This window comes from Curtobacterium sp. NPDC090223 (assembly GCF_044746585.1).
Lineage (GTDB): Bacteria > Actinomycetota > Actinomycetes > Actinomycetales > Microbacteriaceae > Curtobacterium.
Map to the genome: position 1 here is coordinate 390,367 of NZ_JBIVCN010000001.1, position 15,536 is coordinate 405,902.

Annotated in this window: 13 protein-coding genes; 6 read left to right on the forward strand and 7 right to left on the reverse strand. The window is 71.6% G+C overall.

The genetic code is table 11. The annotated features are described in order from the left end of the window. Positions 1–54 precede the first annotated feature (54 nt). Positions 55–1,998: a 1-deoxy-D-xylulose-5-phosphate synthase gene (dxs, locus tag ACIPJY_RS01755; protein ID WP_400460238.1), complete on the forward strand. Its 1,944-nt coding sequence runs from the start codon at positions 55–57 to the stop codon at positions 1,996–1,998. A 230-nt stretch (positions 1,999–2,228) separates the two neighbouring features. Here dxs and ACIPJY_RS01760 read toward each other — a convergent pair whose 3' ends face one another. The 4 genes from ACIPJY_RS01760 to ACIPJY_RS01775 all read right to left on the reverse strand — a co-directional run bounded on the left by ACIPJY_RS01760 (position 2,229) and on the right by ACIPJY_RS01775 (position 7,562). Further along, the gene (locus ACIPJY_RS01760) at positions 2,229–4,373 is read right to left on the reverse strand and encodes a 3-hydroxyacyl-CoA dehydrogenase NAD-binding domain-containing protein (protein ID WP_400460236.1); all 2,145 of its coding nucleotides are present in this window, start codon (positions 4,371–4,373) and stop codon (positions 2,229–2,231) included. Then, complete coding sequence (locus tag ACIPJY_RS01765) at positions 4,370–5,581, reverse strand: thiolase family protein (RefSeq protein ID WP_400460234.1); 1,212 nt, start codon at positions 5,579–5,581, stop codon at positions 4,370–4,372. Before ACIPJY_RS01765 ends, ACIPJY_RS01760 begins: the two co-directional genes overlap by 4 nt. Before the next feature lie 135 nt (positions 5,582–5,716). Next, a complete protein-coding gene (locus tag ACIPJY_RS01770) occupies positions 5,717–6,955 on the reverse strand; it encodes an HRDC domain-containing protein (RefSeq protein ID WP_400460232.1) in 1,239 nt (412 codons plus the stop codon). Next, complete coding sequence (locus ACIPJY_RS01775) at positions 6,948–7,562, reverse strand: DUF3000 domain-containing protein (protein ID WP_400460230.1); 615 nt, start codon at positions 7,560–7,562, stop codon at positions 6,948–6,950. Before ACIPJY_RS01775 ends, ACIPJY_RS01770 begins: the two co-directional genes overlap by 8 nt. Before the next feature lie 23 nt (positions 7,563–7,585). Here ACIPJY_RS01775 and ACIPJY_RS01780 point away from each other — a divergent pair, with 23 nt between their 5' ends. Next, the gene (locus ACIPJY_RS01780) at positions 7,586–8,809 is read left to right on the forward strand and encodes an alpha/beta hydrolase family protein (RefSeq protein ID WP_400460228.1); all 1,224 of its coding nucleotides are present in this window, start codon (positions 7,586–7,588) and stop codon (positions 8,807–8,809) included. A gap of 69 nt (positions 8,810–8,878) precedes the next feature. Here ACIPJY_RS01780 and ACIPJY_RS01785 read toward each other — a convergent pair whose 3' ends face one another. Together ACIPJY_RS01785 and ACIPJY_RS01790 are read right to left on the reverse strand one after the other, a co-directional pair. Then, positions 8,879–9,331, reverse strand: coding sequence for a SufE family protein (locus tag ACIPJY_RS01785; RefSeq protein ID WP_400460226.1), 453 nt, complete (start codon positions 9,329–9,331; stop codon positions 8,879–8,881). Beyond that, positions 9,328–10,239: a sulfurtransferase gene (locus tag ACIPJY_RS01790; protein WP_400460224.1), complete on the reverse strand. Its 912-nt coding sequence runs from the start codon at positions 10,237–10,239 to the stop codon at positions 9,328–9,330. The genes ACIPJY_RS01785 and ACIPJY_RS01790 overlap by 4 nt, the downstream gene beginning before the upstream one ends. A 130-nt stretch (positions 10,240–10,369) precedes the next feature. Here ACIPJY_RS01790 and zapE point away from each other — a divergent pair, with 130 nt between their 5' ends. The 3 genes from zapE to ACIPJY_RS01805 all read left to right on the forward strand — a co-directional run bounded on the left by zapE (position 10,370) and on the right by ACIPJY_RS01805 (position 13,891). Continuing rightward, a complete protein-coding gene (zapE, locus tag ACIPJY_RS01795; protein WP_400460222.1) occupies positions 10,370–11,377 on the forward strand; it encodes a cell division protein ZapE in 1,008 nt (335 codons plus the stop codon). A 336-nt stretch (positions 11,378–11,713) separates the two neighbouring features. Continuing rightward, a complete protein-coding gene (locus ACIPJY_RS01800; protein ID WP_400460220.1) occupies positions 11,714–12,988 on the forward strand; it encodes an ammonium transporter in 1,275 nt (424 codons plus the stop codon). Positions 12,989–13,240: 252 nt separating this feature from the next. Next, entirely contained in the window at positions 13,241–13,891 is a 651-nt protein-coding gene (locus ACIPJY_RS01805; RefSeq protein ID WP_400460218.1) for a tyrosine-protein phosphatase, read from the forward strand. A gap of 91 nt (positions 13,892–13,982) precedes the next feature. On the opposite strand, the gene ACIPJY_RS01810 is transcribed toward ACIPJY_RS01805, so the two are convergent. Beyond that, positions 13,983–14,954 carry an aldo/keto reductase gene (locus tag ACIPJY_RS01810; protein ID WP_400460216.1) on the reverse strand — a complete coding sequence of 324 codons (972 nt, stop codon included), beginning with the start codon at positions 14,952–14,954 and terminating at the stop codon, positions 13,983–13,985. 172 nt (positions 14,955–15,126) lie between these two features. On the opposite strand from ACIPJY_RS01810, the gene ACIPJY_RS01815 reads away from it, so the two are divergent. Next, positions 15,127–15,519, forward strand: coding sequence for a ChaB family protein (locus ACIPJY_RS01815; RefSeq protein ID WP_400460214.1), 393 nt, complete (start codon positions 15,127–15,129; stop codon positions 15,517–15,519). Positions 15,520–15,536 lie beyond the last annotated feature (17 nt).

A 15,536-nucleotide genomic window follows, 5' to 3' on the forward strand; every position in this document is an offset into this window, starting at 1 on the left:
CGTCTGCTGGTTGCGCGAATAGAGTGAGGCCTTCGCAGTACGAAAGGAGCGCCCGTGAGCCTGCTCGCCAGCATCACGTCGCCGCGCGACCTGAAGCGTCTCAGTGACGCACAGATGACGGAACTGTCCGCGGAGATCCGGCGGTTCCTCGTCGCAGAGGTCGCCAAGACCGGCGGGCACCTCGGGCCGAACCTCGGCGTCGTCGAGCTGACGCTCGCGATGCACCGGGTGTTCGACTCCCCGAACGACCCCTTCGTCTTCGACACCGGACACCAGTCCTACGTGCACAAGCTCGTCACCGGGCGACAGGACTTCTCGCACCTGCGCGAGCGCGGCGGCATCGCCGGGTACCCGCAGCGGAGCGAGTCCGAGCACGACATCGTCGAGTCGTCGCACGCGTCCTCGTCGCTGTCCTGGGCGGACGGCATCTCGCGGGCCTTCCGTCAGACCGGCCAGTCCGGGCGCACCGTCGTCGCGGTCGTCGGGGACGGCGCCCTGACCGGCGGGATGACGTGGGAGGCGCTCAACAACATCTCCGACGACAACGACCGACGGCTCGTGATCGTCGTCAACGACAACGGGCGCTCGTACGCGCCGACGATCGGCGGGATGGCCCGCTACCTCAACTCGGTGCGGACCCGCCGTGAGTACCGCGCGCTGTTCGAGAAGACCCAGGCGGTCGCCGCGCGGTTCGGTGCGCCCGGCCGGGCCGTCTACCGCGGGATGCGCGGCGGGATGCACGGGTTCCTGTCGCGGTTCACGAACAACGAGGCGCTGTACTCGAACCTCGACGTCAAGTACATCGGGCCGGTGAACGGGCACGACCAGCAGGCGCTCGAGGCGGCGCTCCGCCAGGCCAAGGCGTACGGGGCCCCGGTCATCGTGCACGCCATCACGGAGAAGGGGCACGGGTTCGAGCCGGCGCTCCGCGACCAGGCGGACCAGTTCCACGCCGTCGGTCACATCGACCCCGAGACCGGGGAGTCGTTGGAGACCGCATCGGGTCCGTCGTGGACCTCGGTCTTCGCGTCGGAGCTCGCGGCCGTCGGGTCCTCGGACCCCCGGATCGTCGCGATCACGGCGGCGATGCTCCGGCCGACCGGACTGCACCTGTTCCAGGAACAGCACCCCGACCGGGTCATCGACGTCGGGATCGCCGAGCAGCACGCCGTCACCTCGGCGGCCGGGCTGGCGTACGGGGGACTGCACCCCGTGGTCGCGCTCTACGCCACGTTCCTCAACCGGGCGTTCGACCAGGTGCTCATGGACGTGGCCCTGCACCGTGCCGGCGTGACGTTCGTGCTCGACCGCGCCGGGGTCACCGGCCCCGACGGCCCGTCGCACCACGGCATGTGGGACCTCGCGCTGCTGCAGGTCGTCCCCGGGATCCGGATCGCCGCCCCGCGGGACGCCCCGACCCTGCGCGATGAGTTCCGCGAGGCCGTGGCGATCGACGACGCGCCGACCGTGCTCCGGTGGTCGAAGGGGCAGGTCGGGCCGGACATCCCCGCACTGCGGCGGCTGCCCGACGGGGTGGACGTGCTCCACGAGTCGGACTCCGCGGACGAGGACGTGCTCGTCGTGGCCGTCGGTTCGATGGTGCCGGTCGCACTCGAGGCGGCGGCGCTCCTGGAGTCGCAGGGCATCGGGGTCACCGTCGTCGACCCGCGGTGGGTCGTGCCGATCGCGGCGTCGCTGATCGAGTTGTCGCGGTCGCACCGCCTGGTGATCACCGTCGAGGACGGCGTGCGTGTCGGTGGCGTCGGGACCCGGCTGCGGCAGGACCTGCGCGCGGCCGGGGTCGACACCGGGGTGAACGAGCTCGGGCTGCCGGACGAGTTCATCGACCACGCGACGCGTTCCCAGATCCTCGGGGACGTCGGGCTCACGGCGCAGGCGATCGCGCGCGGCGTGATCGACCAGGTCGTCGGGACGAAGTTGCCGCAGGCGAAGCCGGCGCGGTCGCGGTCGTCCGCCGCGTCGTCGTCGGAGCGCTAGCGCCGCCGGGCGCCGTCGCCGCCGTCGCCGCCGCCGCCGCTGGCGCTGCCGCCGCTGGCGCCGCTGGTGCCGTCCGGCGTCGCAGAGCCGAAACCGCTTCGCACCACGGACGTCCGTGGTGCGGAGCGGTTCTCGTTGTGCGACGCCGAAGCGCGCCAGCGGCCGCGCGAGCGTCGCGCCGCGCCGCGCCAGCGCCAGCGGCCGCGCGAGCGTCGCGCCCGCGCCCGCGCCTAGCGGGAGGCGGGGCCGACGATCGCCGGGTCGTGGAACGCGCCGCCGAACACGCGCTCCGAGGCCCCGGAGCGGTCGAGGTACGGGCTGATGCCGCCGGCCTGGAACGGGTAGCCGGCACCGAGGATCAGACCGAGGTCGATCTCCTCGACGTGCTGGACGACCTCGTCTTCGAGCATGCGGTGCAGCTCGTCGGCGAGCGCGTCCTCGAAGCGCTGCTGCATGGTGGCGGCGTCGACGGGCTTCGCGTCCTTCTTGGCCGGTGCGACGAGCTTCACGGCGGCGGGGTCGTACCCGGTCGCGGTGCCCTTCTTGTCGCGGGTCAGGATGTGCCCGAACTCGGCGATCTTCTTCAGCCCGTCACCGGGGTAGAAGCGCTCCGGCCAGGCCGCGTGGTGCGAATCGAGCACGTGCGCCCCGACCGGCAGCCCGACGAGCTCGAGCAGCTCGAACGGCGACATCGGCAGGCCGAGCGGCTGTGCGCCCGCGGCGACGACGTCGAACGGCGTGCCCTCCTCGACGCCGCGCATGGCCTCGCCGAGCACCCGGGCCAGCACCCGGTTCACGACGAAGCCCGGCTGGTCGGCGGTCACGATCGCCGTCTTCTTGAGGGTCTTCGCGACCGAGAGCGCCGTGGCGACGGCCTCGTCGGACGTCTCCGTGGCGCGGACGACCTCGACGAGCGGCATCACCGCGACCGGGTTGAAGAAGTGGAACCCGACGAGCCGTTCCGGGTGGGTGAGGACGGAAGCCATCTCCTGCACCGACAGCGACGAGGTGTTCGTGGCGAGGATGGCCTCCGGCGCCACCACCTTCTCGATCGCGGCGAGCACGTCCTGCTTGACGGACATCTCCTCGAACACGGCCTCGATCACCCAGTCGGCGTCCGCGAACGCGTCGTAGGAGACCGAGCCGCTGACGAGCGCCGAGATGCGGTTCGCGTCGTCCTGCGAGACCCGGCCCTTCGCGAGCAGTTCGGCGACCGATGCCCGGATGCGGGCGACCCCGGCGTTCACGCGCTCCTGCGACACGTCGGTGATCACCACGGGCACGCCGAGCCGTCGGGCGAACAGGAGTGCGAACTGCGATGCCATGAGTCCGGCGCCGAGGACGCCGACCTTGGTCACGGGACGCGCGGCCACGTCGGTCGGCGCGCCGACCGGCTTCTTCGCCCGCTTCTGGACGAGGTCGAACGCGTACATCGACGCGGCGAACTGGTCGCCGGAGATCAGGTCGGCGAGGGCATCGTCCTCACCGGCGAAGCGCTCGTCCAGCGAACCCCCGCGAGCGGCGGCGACGAGGTCGAGCGCGCGGAACGGCGACTTCGGCACCGTGCCGATCTTCGACGCGACCTGCGACCGGGCGACCTTGACGACCGTGCCCCACGCGGCCTTCTCGAGGACGCCGGGCTCGTTCTTCCGGCTGACCTTCGTCGCGCCGGACACGACACCGTCGGCCCAGGCGACCGCGGACGGCAGGAACGTCACCGACGGGATGAGCGCGTCGCCGATGCCGAGCTCGACGGCGGCCGGGCCGTCGAGCAGGCGGTTGTTCTTCAGCGGGTTCTCGACGATGACGCGGAGTGCCTTCTCCGGGCCGATCAGCCGGGGGAGGAGCGTGGCGCCGCCCCAGCCGGGGATGATGCCGAGGAAGACCTCGGGGAGCCCGATGCCCTGCGCGGCCGAGGAGAACACCCGGTAGTCGCAGTGCAGCCCGATCTCGAGGCCACCGCCGAGGGCGATCCCGTTGATGAACGCGAACGAGGGGACGCCGAGCTCGCCGAACTTGCGGAGCGTCGCGTGGCCGAGCGCGGCGAGGTCGTGTGCGACCTCGCGCGAGGGCACGGACGCCGCCTGGGAGAGGTCGGCACCGGCGGCGAAGCAGTACTGCTTCCCGGTGACGGCGACGGCCCGGACCGTGCCGTTCGCCGCCTCCGTCTTCAGGGTGTCGAGCACGCCGGAGAGTTCCCGGAGGGTGCGGGGACCGAGGGTGTTCGGCCGCTTGTAGTCCTTGCCGTTGTCGAGCGTGATGAGCCCGAGCGTCCCGCCGGAGGGCAGCGGGACGTGCTTGAGGTACGAGTGCGTGATGACCTCGTCCTCGCTGAGGGCGAGCAGTCGGTCGTTGTCGACGAGGGTCATGGTCATGCCGCCTTCCGTGCCGCTGACTTGCTGAAGTGCGGGTTCTCCCAGATCACGGTGCCGCCCTGGCCGAGTCCGATGCACATCGTGGTGACGCCGTACTTGACGTCCGGACGCTCGGCGAACTGTGCGGCGAGCTGGGTCATCAGACGGACGCCGCTGGACGCCAGCGGGTGCCCGACGGCGATCGCGCCGCCCCAGGCGTTGACGTTCGGGGAGTCGGCGGCGATGCCGTAGTTGTCGAGGAACGCGAGCACCTGGACGGCGAACGCCTCGTTGATCTCGAACAGGCCGATGTCGTCGATCGACAGGCCCGCCTTCGCGAGCGCCTTGTCGGTGGCCGGGACGGGCCCGACGCCCATCACCTCGGGGTCGACGCCCGCGAACGCGAACGAGACCATGCGCATCTTCGGCGTCAGGCCGAACTGCTTCGCGCCCGCATCGGACGCGATGAGGCTCATCGTGGCGCCGTCGTTCAGGCCGGCGGCGTTCCCCGCGGTGACCCGGCCGTGCGGCCGGAACGGGGTCTTCAGCGCGGCGAGTGCCTCGAGCGTGGTGCCGGGGCGTGGCGGCTCGTCCGTCGTGACGATGTCCCAGCCCTGGCCGGAGTCGACCTCCACCGGCACCATGTCCGGGGCCAGCTTGCCGGCCGCCCACGCGGCGGCGTACCGCTGCTGGGACTGCACGGCGAACGCGTCGGTGCGGTCCTTCGTGATCGCCGGGAAGCGGTCGTGCAGGCGCTCGGCGGTCTTGCCCATCACCAGGGCGTCGCCGTTCACCATGCGTTCCGCGACGAACCGCGGGTTCGGGTCGGAGTTGAACCCCATCGGGTGGCGGCCCATGTGCTCGACACCGCCGGCGATGGCGATGTCGGCGGCGCCGAACGCGATCGCACCCGCGAGGGTCGTCACGCTCGTCATGGCGCCGGCGCACATCCGGTCGATGGCGTACCCGGGGACGGACTTCGGCAGACCGGCGAGCATGCCGACGGTGCGGCCGAGGGTCAGCCCCTGGTCGCCCTGCTGGGTGGTGGCCGCGACCGCGACGTCGTCCACGGCAGCGTGGTCGAGGGACGGGTTCCGGTCGAGCAGGCCGCGCATCGCGTGCACGGCGAGGTCGTCGGCGCGGGTCCGCCAGAACACCCCCTTCTCCCCGGCGCGTCCGAACGGTGTCCGCACGCCGTCGACGAAGACGACGTCTGATGCCTTTGGCAAAGCTGGCCTCCACAGATCCACATCGATCGAGCCGGGGCGATCGGTCCGCCCAGGCCCTGAGGTCGGGGCGAACCCCGACGTCCCTCCCGACGCTATGCCCCACGCCTGGGCGGGAGCACCTCGGTTGGTCGGTTCCTACGAGGCGTCGGGGTCCTCGGTGGTGGAGTCCTGTGCAGCAGCGACAACGAACGCCGAGGCGATCAGTGCGGCCGTGGCCTCGACCTGCCAGGGGCGGGCATCGAGCGCGACGAGCGCCGCAGCGACGGACTCGACCGTCACGGTGGCGGGCGGCTCCCACGAGATGGTCCGGAGCGTGTCCGGTGTGAGGAGGTTCTCGAGCGGGATGGTGAGTTCCTCGGCCCGCGCCGTGACGGCGGCCCGTGCGGCCTTGTACCGGCGGTCGGCCTCGGGGTTCCGGTCCGCCCAGGCGCGGGGCGGCGGCAGCGTCGGCTCGCCCTTGCCCCGGAGACGCGGCAGGTCGTCGGTGGTGCGGCCCTCCTCGACGGCGGCCCACCAGCGGTCGAGCTCCGAGCGGCTGGCCCGGCCCGTGAAGGCCTTCACCGCGGCGAGGTCCTTGCGGGACTCCGGCGCGGCGGCGGCAGCGGCGACGATCGCCGAGTCCGGGATGATCCGCCCCGGGGCGATGTCGGTCTCCTGGGCGAAGGCGTCCCTGGCGGTCCACAGCGACCGGGCGATCGCGAGGGCCCGGGTCCCGCGGAGCGCGTGCATGCCGGACAGGCGTCGCCACGGCTCGGCGCGCGCCGGCTTCGGCGCCCGGTGCAGCACGGCGTCGAACTCCTGGCGAGCGATGTCGGTCTTGCCGGCGTCGTCGAGCACGGCGGCGAGGGCGTCGCGGAGGTCGGGGAGCAGCTCGACGTCGAGCGCCGCGTACACGAGCCACGACTGCGGGAGCGGCCGCGTCGACCAGTCGGCCGCGGAGTGCGCCTTCGCGAGCGTGATGCCGAGGAGCTGCTCGACGACGGCGCCGAGACCCACGCGCGGGAACCCGGCGATCCGGGCGCCGAGCTCGGTGTCGAAGATGCGGGTCGGGACGAGCCCGACCTCGCGGAGGCACGGCAGGTCCTGCGAGGCGGCGTGGAACAGCCACTCCTCGTCGACGATCGCGTCCTGGAGCTCCTGGAACGACCCGATCGCGATGGGGTCGAACAGGAAGGCGCCGGCATCGCGGCGGAACACCTGGATGAGGTAGGCGCGCTGCGAGTACCGGTAGCCGCTGGCGCGTTCCGCGTCGACGGCGACAGGGCCGTGCCCGGCGGCGATCGCGGCGACGGCCTCGAGGTAGTCGGCGCGCGACTCGATCACCTTGACCGCGTCGTGCCCTTCTTCGAAGGGGACAACAAGGGCGTCAGTCACGGGCGAGCCTCCTGGGGCCGAGGAGCGTCACACCGTCCGACGACGGCGGCAGTCCTGCGAGCATGGCGACGATCTCCTCCCAGGCCTCGACGTGCGCGACGAGGTCGGCCGCGCCGACACCGCTGCCGTCCAGGTCGACCACGCGCGGCGTCCACGACGCCCGGAGCTCCAGCTGTGCGCCGTCGCCCTGGGCGGCGAGCTCGCCGTAGCCGCGGGAGATGATCTTGGTTGCGGTGCCCGAAGCGTGGTCGTACTCGGCGCCGTGCGCATCGAGCGCGTCCACGAGCCAGCTCCACGTCACGTCGGCGACGAACTCGTCGACCCCGATCTCCGGTTCGAGCGGCGCCTGCGCGAACGTCACGATGCGGAACGCCCCGTGCCAGCCCTCGGGCTCGGCGGGGTCGTACAGGGCGATGAACCGGCCGGTCCCGAGGTCCGAGTCGACTCCGTGCTCGACCCCCGACACGTCCGCCGCGAGGGCGATCGAGAAGGGGGCCATGCGGCTCGGGGACGGGATCTCGGTGACCGTCGTCTCGGTGCGGGTCCCGCCTGCCGCGACGAACGCGCGGAGCTGCGCGAAGGCGTCGGGCTCTCGGGTTTCGGACACGAATGCAGACTAGGCTCCGGACCATGTCCCGTTCCGCGCGACCCGCCGAGGAGGCGGTGCAGGACACCGCACGCTCCGCCGGTCTCATCGCACTCGGCGCCGGGGTCGCGGCCGCCGCCGTCGGCACCGCGGTGGTCGGTGGCTTCGTCGCCGCGATCGCCCGCATGGTCGTCACACCGGACCGTAAACGGACCGAACGGGTCCCGATCGTGGCCGTCGACACCGGTCGTGGCACGGTCACCCTCGAGCGATCGCCGGACACCGAGCTGCAGGGCCGGTACAGCCTCTGGTTCGGCAACGGCACCGGGCACATGCGCGTCGGCGAGGTGATCGGCACCACCGCCGACACCGTCACGCGCCGCATCATCGCCGTCGACGCCGGTGACCCGACGAACGCCCGCCGCGGCCGGTGGGGCGGCTGGTTCTACCTGACGCCGGGCGAACTCGACGTCCCCGTCGAGGACGTCGACGTTCCGACCCCGAACGGCCCGGCCCCCGCGTGGATCGTGCGCGCCGACGACCCGGCGGCGCCGTGGGCGGTCCTGGTGCACGGCCGCGGCGTCACCCGCGCCGAGACCATCCGCGCGGTCCCGGTGTTCCGTGCCGCGGGCTACTCCGTGCTGCTCGCCTCGTGGCGGAACGACGGCGTCGCGCCGAGGAGCGTCGACGGCCGGTACGGGCTCGGCTCCACCGAGTGGGAGGACGTCGACGCCGCGCTCCGCTGGGTCGACGGCCAGGGCGCGACGAGCGTCGTGCTGATGGGCTGGTCGATGGGCGGCGCGGTGGTGCTGCAGACACTGCTCCGCTCGCCGTCGGCGCACCTCGTCGACGGGCTCGTGCTCGAGTCGCCCGTGGTCGACTGGCACGCGGTGCTCAAGTCCCAGGGGCAGGCCCTGAAGCTGCCGAAGGTCGTCCGGAAGGTCGCCCAGCGGGTCCTCCGCACCCCGGTGCTGCACCGGGCCGCCGGACTGCACAGCCCGGTCGACCTGCGGGAGCTCGACATGGTCGCCCGCGCCGACGAGCTCGACGTGCCGATCCTGCTCCTGCACAGCGACGACGACGGGTTCGTGCCGTCGTCCGCCTCGCACGACCTGGCGGCCGCCCGCCCGGACCTGGTCCGGCTCGAGGTCGCGCACGAGGCCCGGCACACCAAGCTCTGGAACCACGACGCCGACTGGTTCGACGCCCGCATCCTCGCGTGGCTCACCGAGGTGGTGCGGCCGCAGGGCGCGACCAGCGCCCGGTAGACCACCAGGTGACGGACTGGAGGCCCGGTGCCAGCTGGCACCGGGCCTCCAGCCCGTCTGGTCGTGCGTCTACTGCACCGCCACCAGCGCGCGCACCTGTCGCTGCACCCGACCGAGCATGCCGACCATCCCACGGATCCGCAGCGGGCTGACCGCCTCGGACAGGCCGAGGGTCAGCGGGTAGTCGGACGGCACGGCCAGGACCTGCTCGGCGGTGAGGCCGGAGAGGCCCTGCGCCAGGATCGAGGCGAAGCCGCGGGTGGTCGGGGCCTCGCGCGGCGCCGTGGCGTGCATCCGGACGATGCCGGGTGCGTCGCCGTCGGCACCGACGGTCACCGTGATGAACACGGGGGACTGGCACTCCTCGACCCGCTCGAGTTCGTCCTCGTGTCCGCGGAGGCGTTCGGGCAGGGCGGGCAGCTCGTTCGAGAACTCGAGCAGCAGCTGCAGCCGGTCGGCCTGGGACAGTTCGAGGAAGTCGTCGCGGATCTCCGCGAGGGCCTGGGGGAGGTCGGTGCTCATCGGTTCGGCAGCGTACCCGGCTCCGCTCCCTGCACGATGGGGACGCGGACGGCGCTGCCCCACTCGGTCCAGGAGCCGTCGTAGTTGCGGACGTTCTCGTAGCCGAGCAGGTGCTGCAGCACGAACCAGGTGTGGCTCGACCGCTCGCCGATGCGGCAGTAGGCGATGACCTCGTCCGCGTCGCCGATGCCGGCGCCGTCGCGGTACACGGCGTCGAGTTCCGCGCGGGACTTGAACGTGCCGTCGGCGGCGGCCGCCGTCGCCCACGGGATGTTCACCGCGGTCGGGATGTGGCCGCCGCGCAGGGCGCCCTCTTCCGGGTAGTCCGGGGCCGTGGTGCGGTCGCCGCTGTACTCCGGGGCGCTCCGAACGTCGATGAGGGGCTTGCCGAGGTGGTCGAGCACGTCCTCCTTGAAGGCGCGGACGAGCGTGTCGGTCCGCTCGACGACGGGGTACTCGACGGGCGTGACCTCGGTGCGGTCGGTCGTCAGCGCGCGGTCCTCGGCGATCCACTTCGCGCGGCCGCCGTCGAGCAGGCGGACGTCCTCGTGGCCGAAGAGCGTGAACACCCAGAGGGCGTAGGCGGCCCACCAGTTGTTCTTGTCGCCGTAGATCACGACCGTGGTGTCGCGGCCGATGCCCTTGCCGCCGACGAGCCGGGCGAAGGCCTCACCGTCGATGTAGTCGCGCTGCACCGGGTCGTTGAGGTCGGTGTGCCAGTCGATCTTCACCGCGCCCGGGACGTGACCGGTCTCGTACAGCAGCACGTCCTCGTCGGACTCGACGACGACCAGGTCCGGGGAGCCCTGCCCGGCGTCCAGCTGTTCCTGGAGCCACTCGGTGGAGACGAGCCGCTCGGGGTGGGCGTAGGCGCGGAACTTGTCGGACGGGTCGACCGGTGCGGTCATCGAGGTGCCTCCTTGTGGGTCGTGGCGCCGGACTAGGATCGGTGCTCGGCGTCGGGAGCAACGGTACGCGGACGTACTGTCTGCCCGATGCAACGTGACACCGCACGACACGCTTCCCGGAAGGCACTGCATGCCCCAGCACCTCGTCGATCGCGACCCGCAGGTCTCCCCCCAGCAGATGGCCGCGTCGCTGGTGCCGCCGCCCCAGTTCACCGAGGCGTCGTTCGCGTCGTACCGGCCCGACCCGGACTACGCGTCCCAAGCAGCGGTGCGCGACGCGGTGGAGTCCTTCGTGGCGACCCGGCCGGAGCCGGCCAAGCGTGGGCTGTTCGGCCGTCGTCGCGCTGCCGCCACGGACACCCCGCCGAAGTCGGGCGTCTACCTCGACGGCGGGTTCGGCGTCGGGAAGACCCACCTGCTCGCCGCGGCGTACCACGCGGAACCCGGGCGCAAGACGTTCGGCACGTTCATCGAGTACACCGCCCTCGTCGGCGCGCTCGGCTTCCAGGGGACGATCGACCTGCTCCGCGGGACGTCGCTCGTGTGCATCGACGAGTTCGAGCTCGACGACCCGGGCGACACCATGGTGATGACGCGGCTCATCAAGGAGCTCAGCGAGAGCGGTACCCGGTTCGCCGCCACGTCGAACACCCCGCCAGGAGCCCTCGGTGAGGGCCGCTTCGCCGCGCAGGACTTCCTCCGCGAGATCCAGGCGATGTCCGACCGGTTCGACACGCTGCGCATCGACGGGCTCGACTACCGGCGCCGGGCGGTCGACGAGTCCGCCGCGGTCGTGTCGGACGTGGCGTCGTCGTTGCCCGCGTCCGGGTCGGTCACGCTCGACGACTTCGGTTCCGTCGTCGCGCACCTGGCCTCCGTGCACCCGTCGAAGTACGTCGCGCTCGTCGACGGGCTGGACGCGGTCGGGCTCACCGACGTCGCGGAGTTCACCGACCAGACCGACGCGCTGCGCTGGGTCGCGCTCGTGGACCGGCTGTACGACGCGCAGGTGCGGATCGTCGCCTCCGGGACGCCCCTCGACGCGGTGTACCCCTCGTCGATGCTGGACGGCGGGTACCGGAAGAAGTACCTGCGTGCCGCGAGTCGCGTCGTCGCCCTGACGCGCGCGGCGGACTGAGCGCGTCGGCGCACCGCCCGTCTGCTCACCGGCCCCCTGCCGCCTCACCCTTCCCGCCGGGCTGGTGCCGGGCCTCCCGTCCGGGTTGTACGACGCGTGTCGGGCACCGTCCGGACGGACTGCGGGAACTCCTGGCCCCCGTCCAGGGGGCCGCGAGGCCCCGGAAACACGACGTTTACAAACCGACCCGTCGCGTTACACCCGCGAAACACATCGTGCTCCCTCACGAAACCTCACCTCGCCAGACTCTGTCCTACCCGAGGCGGACACGTCGGTGCCCCGATGCACAGCAAGCACCGCCGACGTGGTGACCGCACTGCAATCGAGAGGTGAGACATGCTTGATCAAGGCAACACGACCTTCGTGTTGGTGATGGCAGCGCTGGTGTTGTTCATGACACCCGGCCTGGCGTTCTTCTACGGCGGACTGGTGAAGGCCAAGTCCGTCATCAGCATGATGATGATGTCCTTCGGGGCGATCGCACTGGTGAGCGTCCTCTGGGTCGTCTTCGGCTACGCGATCGCGTTCGCCAACCACGGGAACGGCACGGCCGTCTCCGGTGTCGTCGGCTTCTTCAGCATCGACTGGAACCAGATCGGTCTCGGCCAGGCGTTCGAAGAGGCGAAGGCCTCCACGATCAACGCCGCCTACCCGTCGATGGCGTTCGTCGGCTTCCAGGCCACCTTCGCGATCATCACGGTCGCGCTCATCTCCGGCGCCATCGCCGACCGCGCCAAGTTCGGCGCCTGGATGGTCTTCGCCGGCGTCTGGGTCACGGTCGTCTACTTCCCGGTCGCCTCGTGGGTCTTCAACCTCACCTCGGGTTGGGCAGCCACGTGGGGTGTCATCGACTTCGCCGGTGGGACCGCGGTGCACATCAACGCCGGTGCCGCCGGTCTCGCCCTGGCGATCGTCCTCGGCAAGCGCGTCGGCTTCGCCAAGGGTGCGCACAAGCCGCACAACCCGCCCTTCGTCCTGCTCGGTGCCGCGATCCTCTGGTTCGGCTGGTTCGGCTTCAACGCCGGGTCCGAGGGTGCTGCTGACGGCATCGCCGCGATCGCCTGGGTGAACACGCTCGCCGCGCCGGCCGCCGCGATCCTCGGCTGGCTGCTCGTCGAGAAGCTCAAGGACGGCAAGGCCACGTCGATCGGTGCCGCTTCCGGTGCCGTGACCGGCCTGGTCGCGATCACCCCCGCCTGTGCCGCACTCACCCCGGGCTGGGGCATCCTGCTCGGCTTCCTCGCGGGCATCGTCTGCTGCTTCGCGATCGACTGGAAGTACCGCCTCGGCTTCGACGACTCGCTCGACGTGGTCGGCGTGCACCTGGTCGGCGGCATCTTCGGCACGCTGTTCCTGGGCATCTTCGCCAACGACACCGGCCTGATCTACTCCGGCTCGTTCGCGCAGCTCGGCAAGCAGGCTGCTGCTGCCGGTGCGGTCGGTGCGTACTCCTTCGTGCTGGCGTTCATCATCGGGTGGATCATCGAGAAGACGATGGGCTTCCGCGTGAAGACCGAGGACGAGGTCGCCGGCATCGACACCGCGGTGCACGGCGAGGAGGGCTACGTGCTCTACGAAGACCGCGACGAGACCCCGGTCGGCGTCCGGTAGCGTCCGGTCCTGATCGGCTCGTCCGGTCCTGATCGGCTGGTCCGGTCCTGATCGGCTGGTCCGGTCTTGATCGGCTGGAGGCCCCCGCGTGTTTGCGGGGGCCTTCGGCGTGTGCGGGGTGCGTGGCGCCGTCGTTCTGCGGAGGCGCCGCTGTGTGTCCGAGACGCCGCAGTTTCCGGCGGTGTCTCGGCAGGTGTGTGGTGCCTCGCGGGGTCGGGGGTGCCGCGTGCTCCGGCGTGGCAGGGTGGGGGCATGACGACGACGTCGACGCTGACCAACCTCCGCGAGGTCGGAGGGCCCGGGCTGCAGGACGACCGGCCCCGGACGGTGTACCGGTCGAACACCGAGGAGTCCGTCCCCGCGAGTGCCTACCCCGCCCTGGCCGCGGTGGTCGACCTCCGCCGGGACGACGAGGTCGAACGGGTCCCGCACCCGCTCGGCGACTCGCCCGGGTACCGCGGCGTGCCGTTGTTCGATCCGTCCACGACCGAGTCCGGCGCCTCCGCGGTCCAGCTCGAGGAGCAGTACGTCGACTGGCTCACGCGGCACCGGACCGGTATCGCCGCTGCGCTCCGGGCGATCGCCGGAACCGAGGGCGACGTGCTCGTCTGCTGCTCGGCGGGGAAGGACCGCACCGGGGTGGTCAGCGCGCTGCTCGCGCGGCTCTGGGGTGCGTCGATCGACCGGATCGGCGAGGACTACGCGGCGAGTGCGGACGGGCTGGCGGAGCGGTTCGCCCGCGAGCGTGCCGTCAGTGCGGATCCCGAGGCGACGGCGGTGGCGCAGCGCTGCGTGCCGGAGATCATGACGACGGTCATCGGGTACGTCGAAGCACGATGGGGGAGCGTCGAGGGCTACCTGCGCTGGATCGGCCTGACGGACGCGGAGATCCGCGCGCTCTGAGACCCCGGACGTGCTGCCCTGGACGTGACCACAGACGGGAGGCCCGGTGCGCGTCGGACGCGCACCGGGCCTCCTGTCCGGGGTTCCTCGGTCACCAGGCGTAGTCCTCCGGCGAGGTCTTGTGCCCGGGGAACAGCTCGTCGAGGCGCGCCAGCGCCGCGTCGTCGAGACGGATGTCCACGGCGCGGACCGCGGACTCCCACTGCTCCATGGTGCGGGGGCCGGTGATCGGTGCGGTGATGCCCGGCTGGTGCAACAGCCACGCCAGTGCGAGCTCACCCGGGGTGTGGCCGAGTTCCTTCGCGAAGGCCTCGTAGCCGGTCAGCTGGTCGCGGTGGCCTTCGACGTACTCGGCGCTCCGGCCGGAGAGGCGGCGCGAGCCCTGTTCGGTCTTCTCGATGATGCCGCCGAGGAGTCCGCCCTGCAGCGGCGACCACGGGATGACCCCGAGACCGTAGTGGCGGGCGGCGGGCAGGACCTCGCGCTCGACGTCGCGGACGACGAGGTTGTAGATCGACTGCTCGCTGACCAGGCCGAGGAAGTTGCGGTGCTTCGCGGCTTCCTGCGCCTGGGCGATGTGCCAGCCGGCGAAGTTCGAGGAACCGACGTAGAGCACCTTGCCCTGCTGGACGGCGAGCTCCATCGCCTGCCAGATCTCGTCCCAGGGGGTGTCCCGGTCGACGTGGTGCATCTGGTACAGGTCGATGTGGTCCGTCTGCAGACGCCGGAGGCTGGCGTCTAGCGACTGCCGGATGTTGTACGCGGAGAGCTTCCCGCCGTTCGGCCAGTCGATCATGTCGCCGTAGACCTTGGTCGCGAGGACCGTCTTCTCGCGGCGACCGCCGCCCTTCGCGAACCAGCGGCCGATGATCTCCTCGGTGGCACCCTTGCCCACCGAGCCGCCGTAGCCGTTGGCGGTGTCGAAGAAGTTCACGCCGAGCTCGTGCGCCCGGTCCATGATCGCGTGGGAGTCGTCCTCGCTGGTCTCCGGGCCGAAGTTCATCGTCCCGAGCACGGCTCGCGAGACCGACAGCCCTGTCCGTCCGAGATGTGTGTAGTCCATGGGTCGTGTCTACCGCTCGGCTCGGAGTCCTGCCAGGCCCTGGGAGTACCGGTGACGGGGAAGGGCACGGCGTTCGGTCACCGTCGGCCGTGTCGTGCGGCTCGCGCTCCGGCGTCGGTCGTGCCAGGAAGCCGGTCGTGTCAGGAAGCCGGTCGTCAGGAAGGAACAGACCATGCCAGCAGAGGACGAGATCCCGAGCACCCTGCAGCGTTCGCCGAAGCACGCGCAGGAGGTGTTCGTCGCCGCGCTCGACTCCGCCGAGGAGGAGTACGGCGACGGTGAGCGCGCGCACCGCACCGCGTACGCAGCCGTGAAGCACGAGTACGAGAAGGTGGGCGACCACTGGGAGGCGAAGGAGTCGTCCGGGCCCTCTGACTCCGGCGCGGCGGGTTCCCGCGGATCCGGGGCGACGCAGGAGGGTGTCGACGCGAACGCCTCGAAGGCGCACCTGATGGACGTCGCGAGGCGGCTCGACGTCAGCGGGCGGTCGACGATGGACAAGGGCGAGCTCGTCGAGGCGATCAAGAAGGCGAACCGTCGGGAGAGCGACCGATCGCGGCGCTGACGTGGTCCCACCGCGGA

Bases quoted from the DNA above. Each gene is read 5' to 3' on its own strand.
- zapE (WP_400460222.1), top strand. From the start codon at position 10,370: ATGCCCCAGCACCTCGTCGATCGCGACCCGCAGGTCTCCCCCCAGCAG.
- ACIPJY_RS01815 (WP_400460214.1), top strand. From the start codon at position 15,127: ATGCCAGCAGAGGACGAGATCCCGAGCACCCTGCAGCGTTCGCCGAAG.
- ACIPJY_RS01800 (WP_400460220.1), top strand. From the start codon at position 11,714: ATGCTTGATCAAGGCAACACGACCTTCGTGTTGGTGATGGCAGCGCTG.
- ACIPJY_RS01810 (WP_400460216.1), bottom strand. From the start codon at position 14,954: ATGGACTACACACATCTCGGACGGACAGGGCTGTCGGTCTCGCGAGCC.
- ACIPJY_RS01805 (WP_400460218.1), top strand. From the start codon at position 13,241: ATGACGACGACGTCGACGCTGACCAACCTCCGCGAGGTCGGAGGGCCC.
- ACIPJY_RS01785 (WP_400460226.1), bottom strand. From the start codon at position 9,331: ATGAGCACCGACCTCCCCCAGGCCCTCGCGGAGATCCGCGACGACTTC.
- ACIPJY_RS01780 (WP_400460228.1), top strand. From the start codon at position 7,586: ATGTCCCGTTCCGCGCGACCCGCCGAGGAGGCGGTGCAGGACACCGCA.
- ACIPJY_RS01760 (WP_400460236.1), bottom strand. From the start codon at position 4,373: ATGACCATGACCCTCGTCGACAACGACCGACTGCTCGCCCTCAGCGAG.
- ACIPJY_RS01790 (WP_400460224.1), bottom strand. From the start codon at position 10,239: ATGACCGCACCGGTCGACCCGTCCGACAAGTTCCGCGCCTACGCCCAC.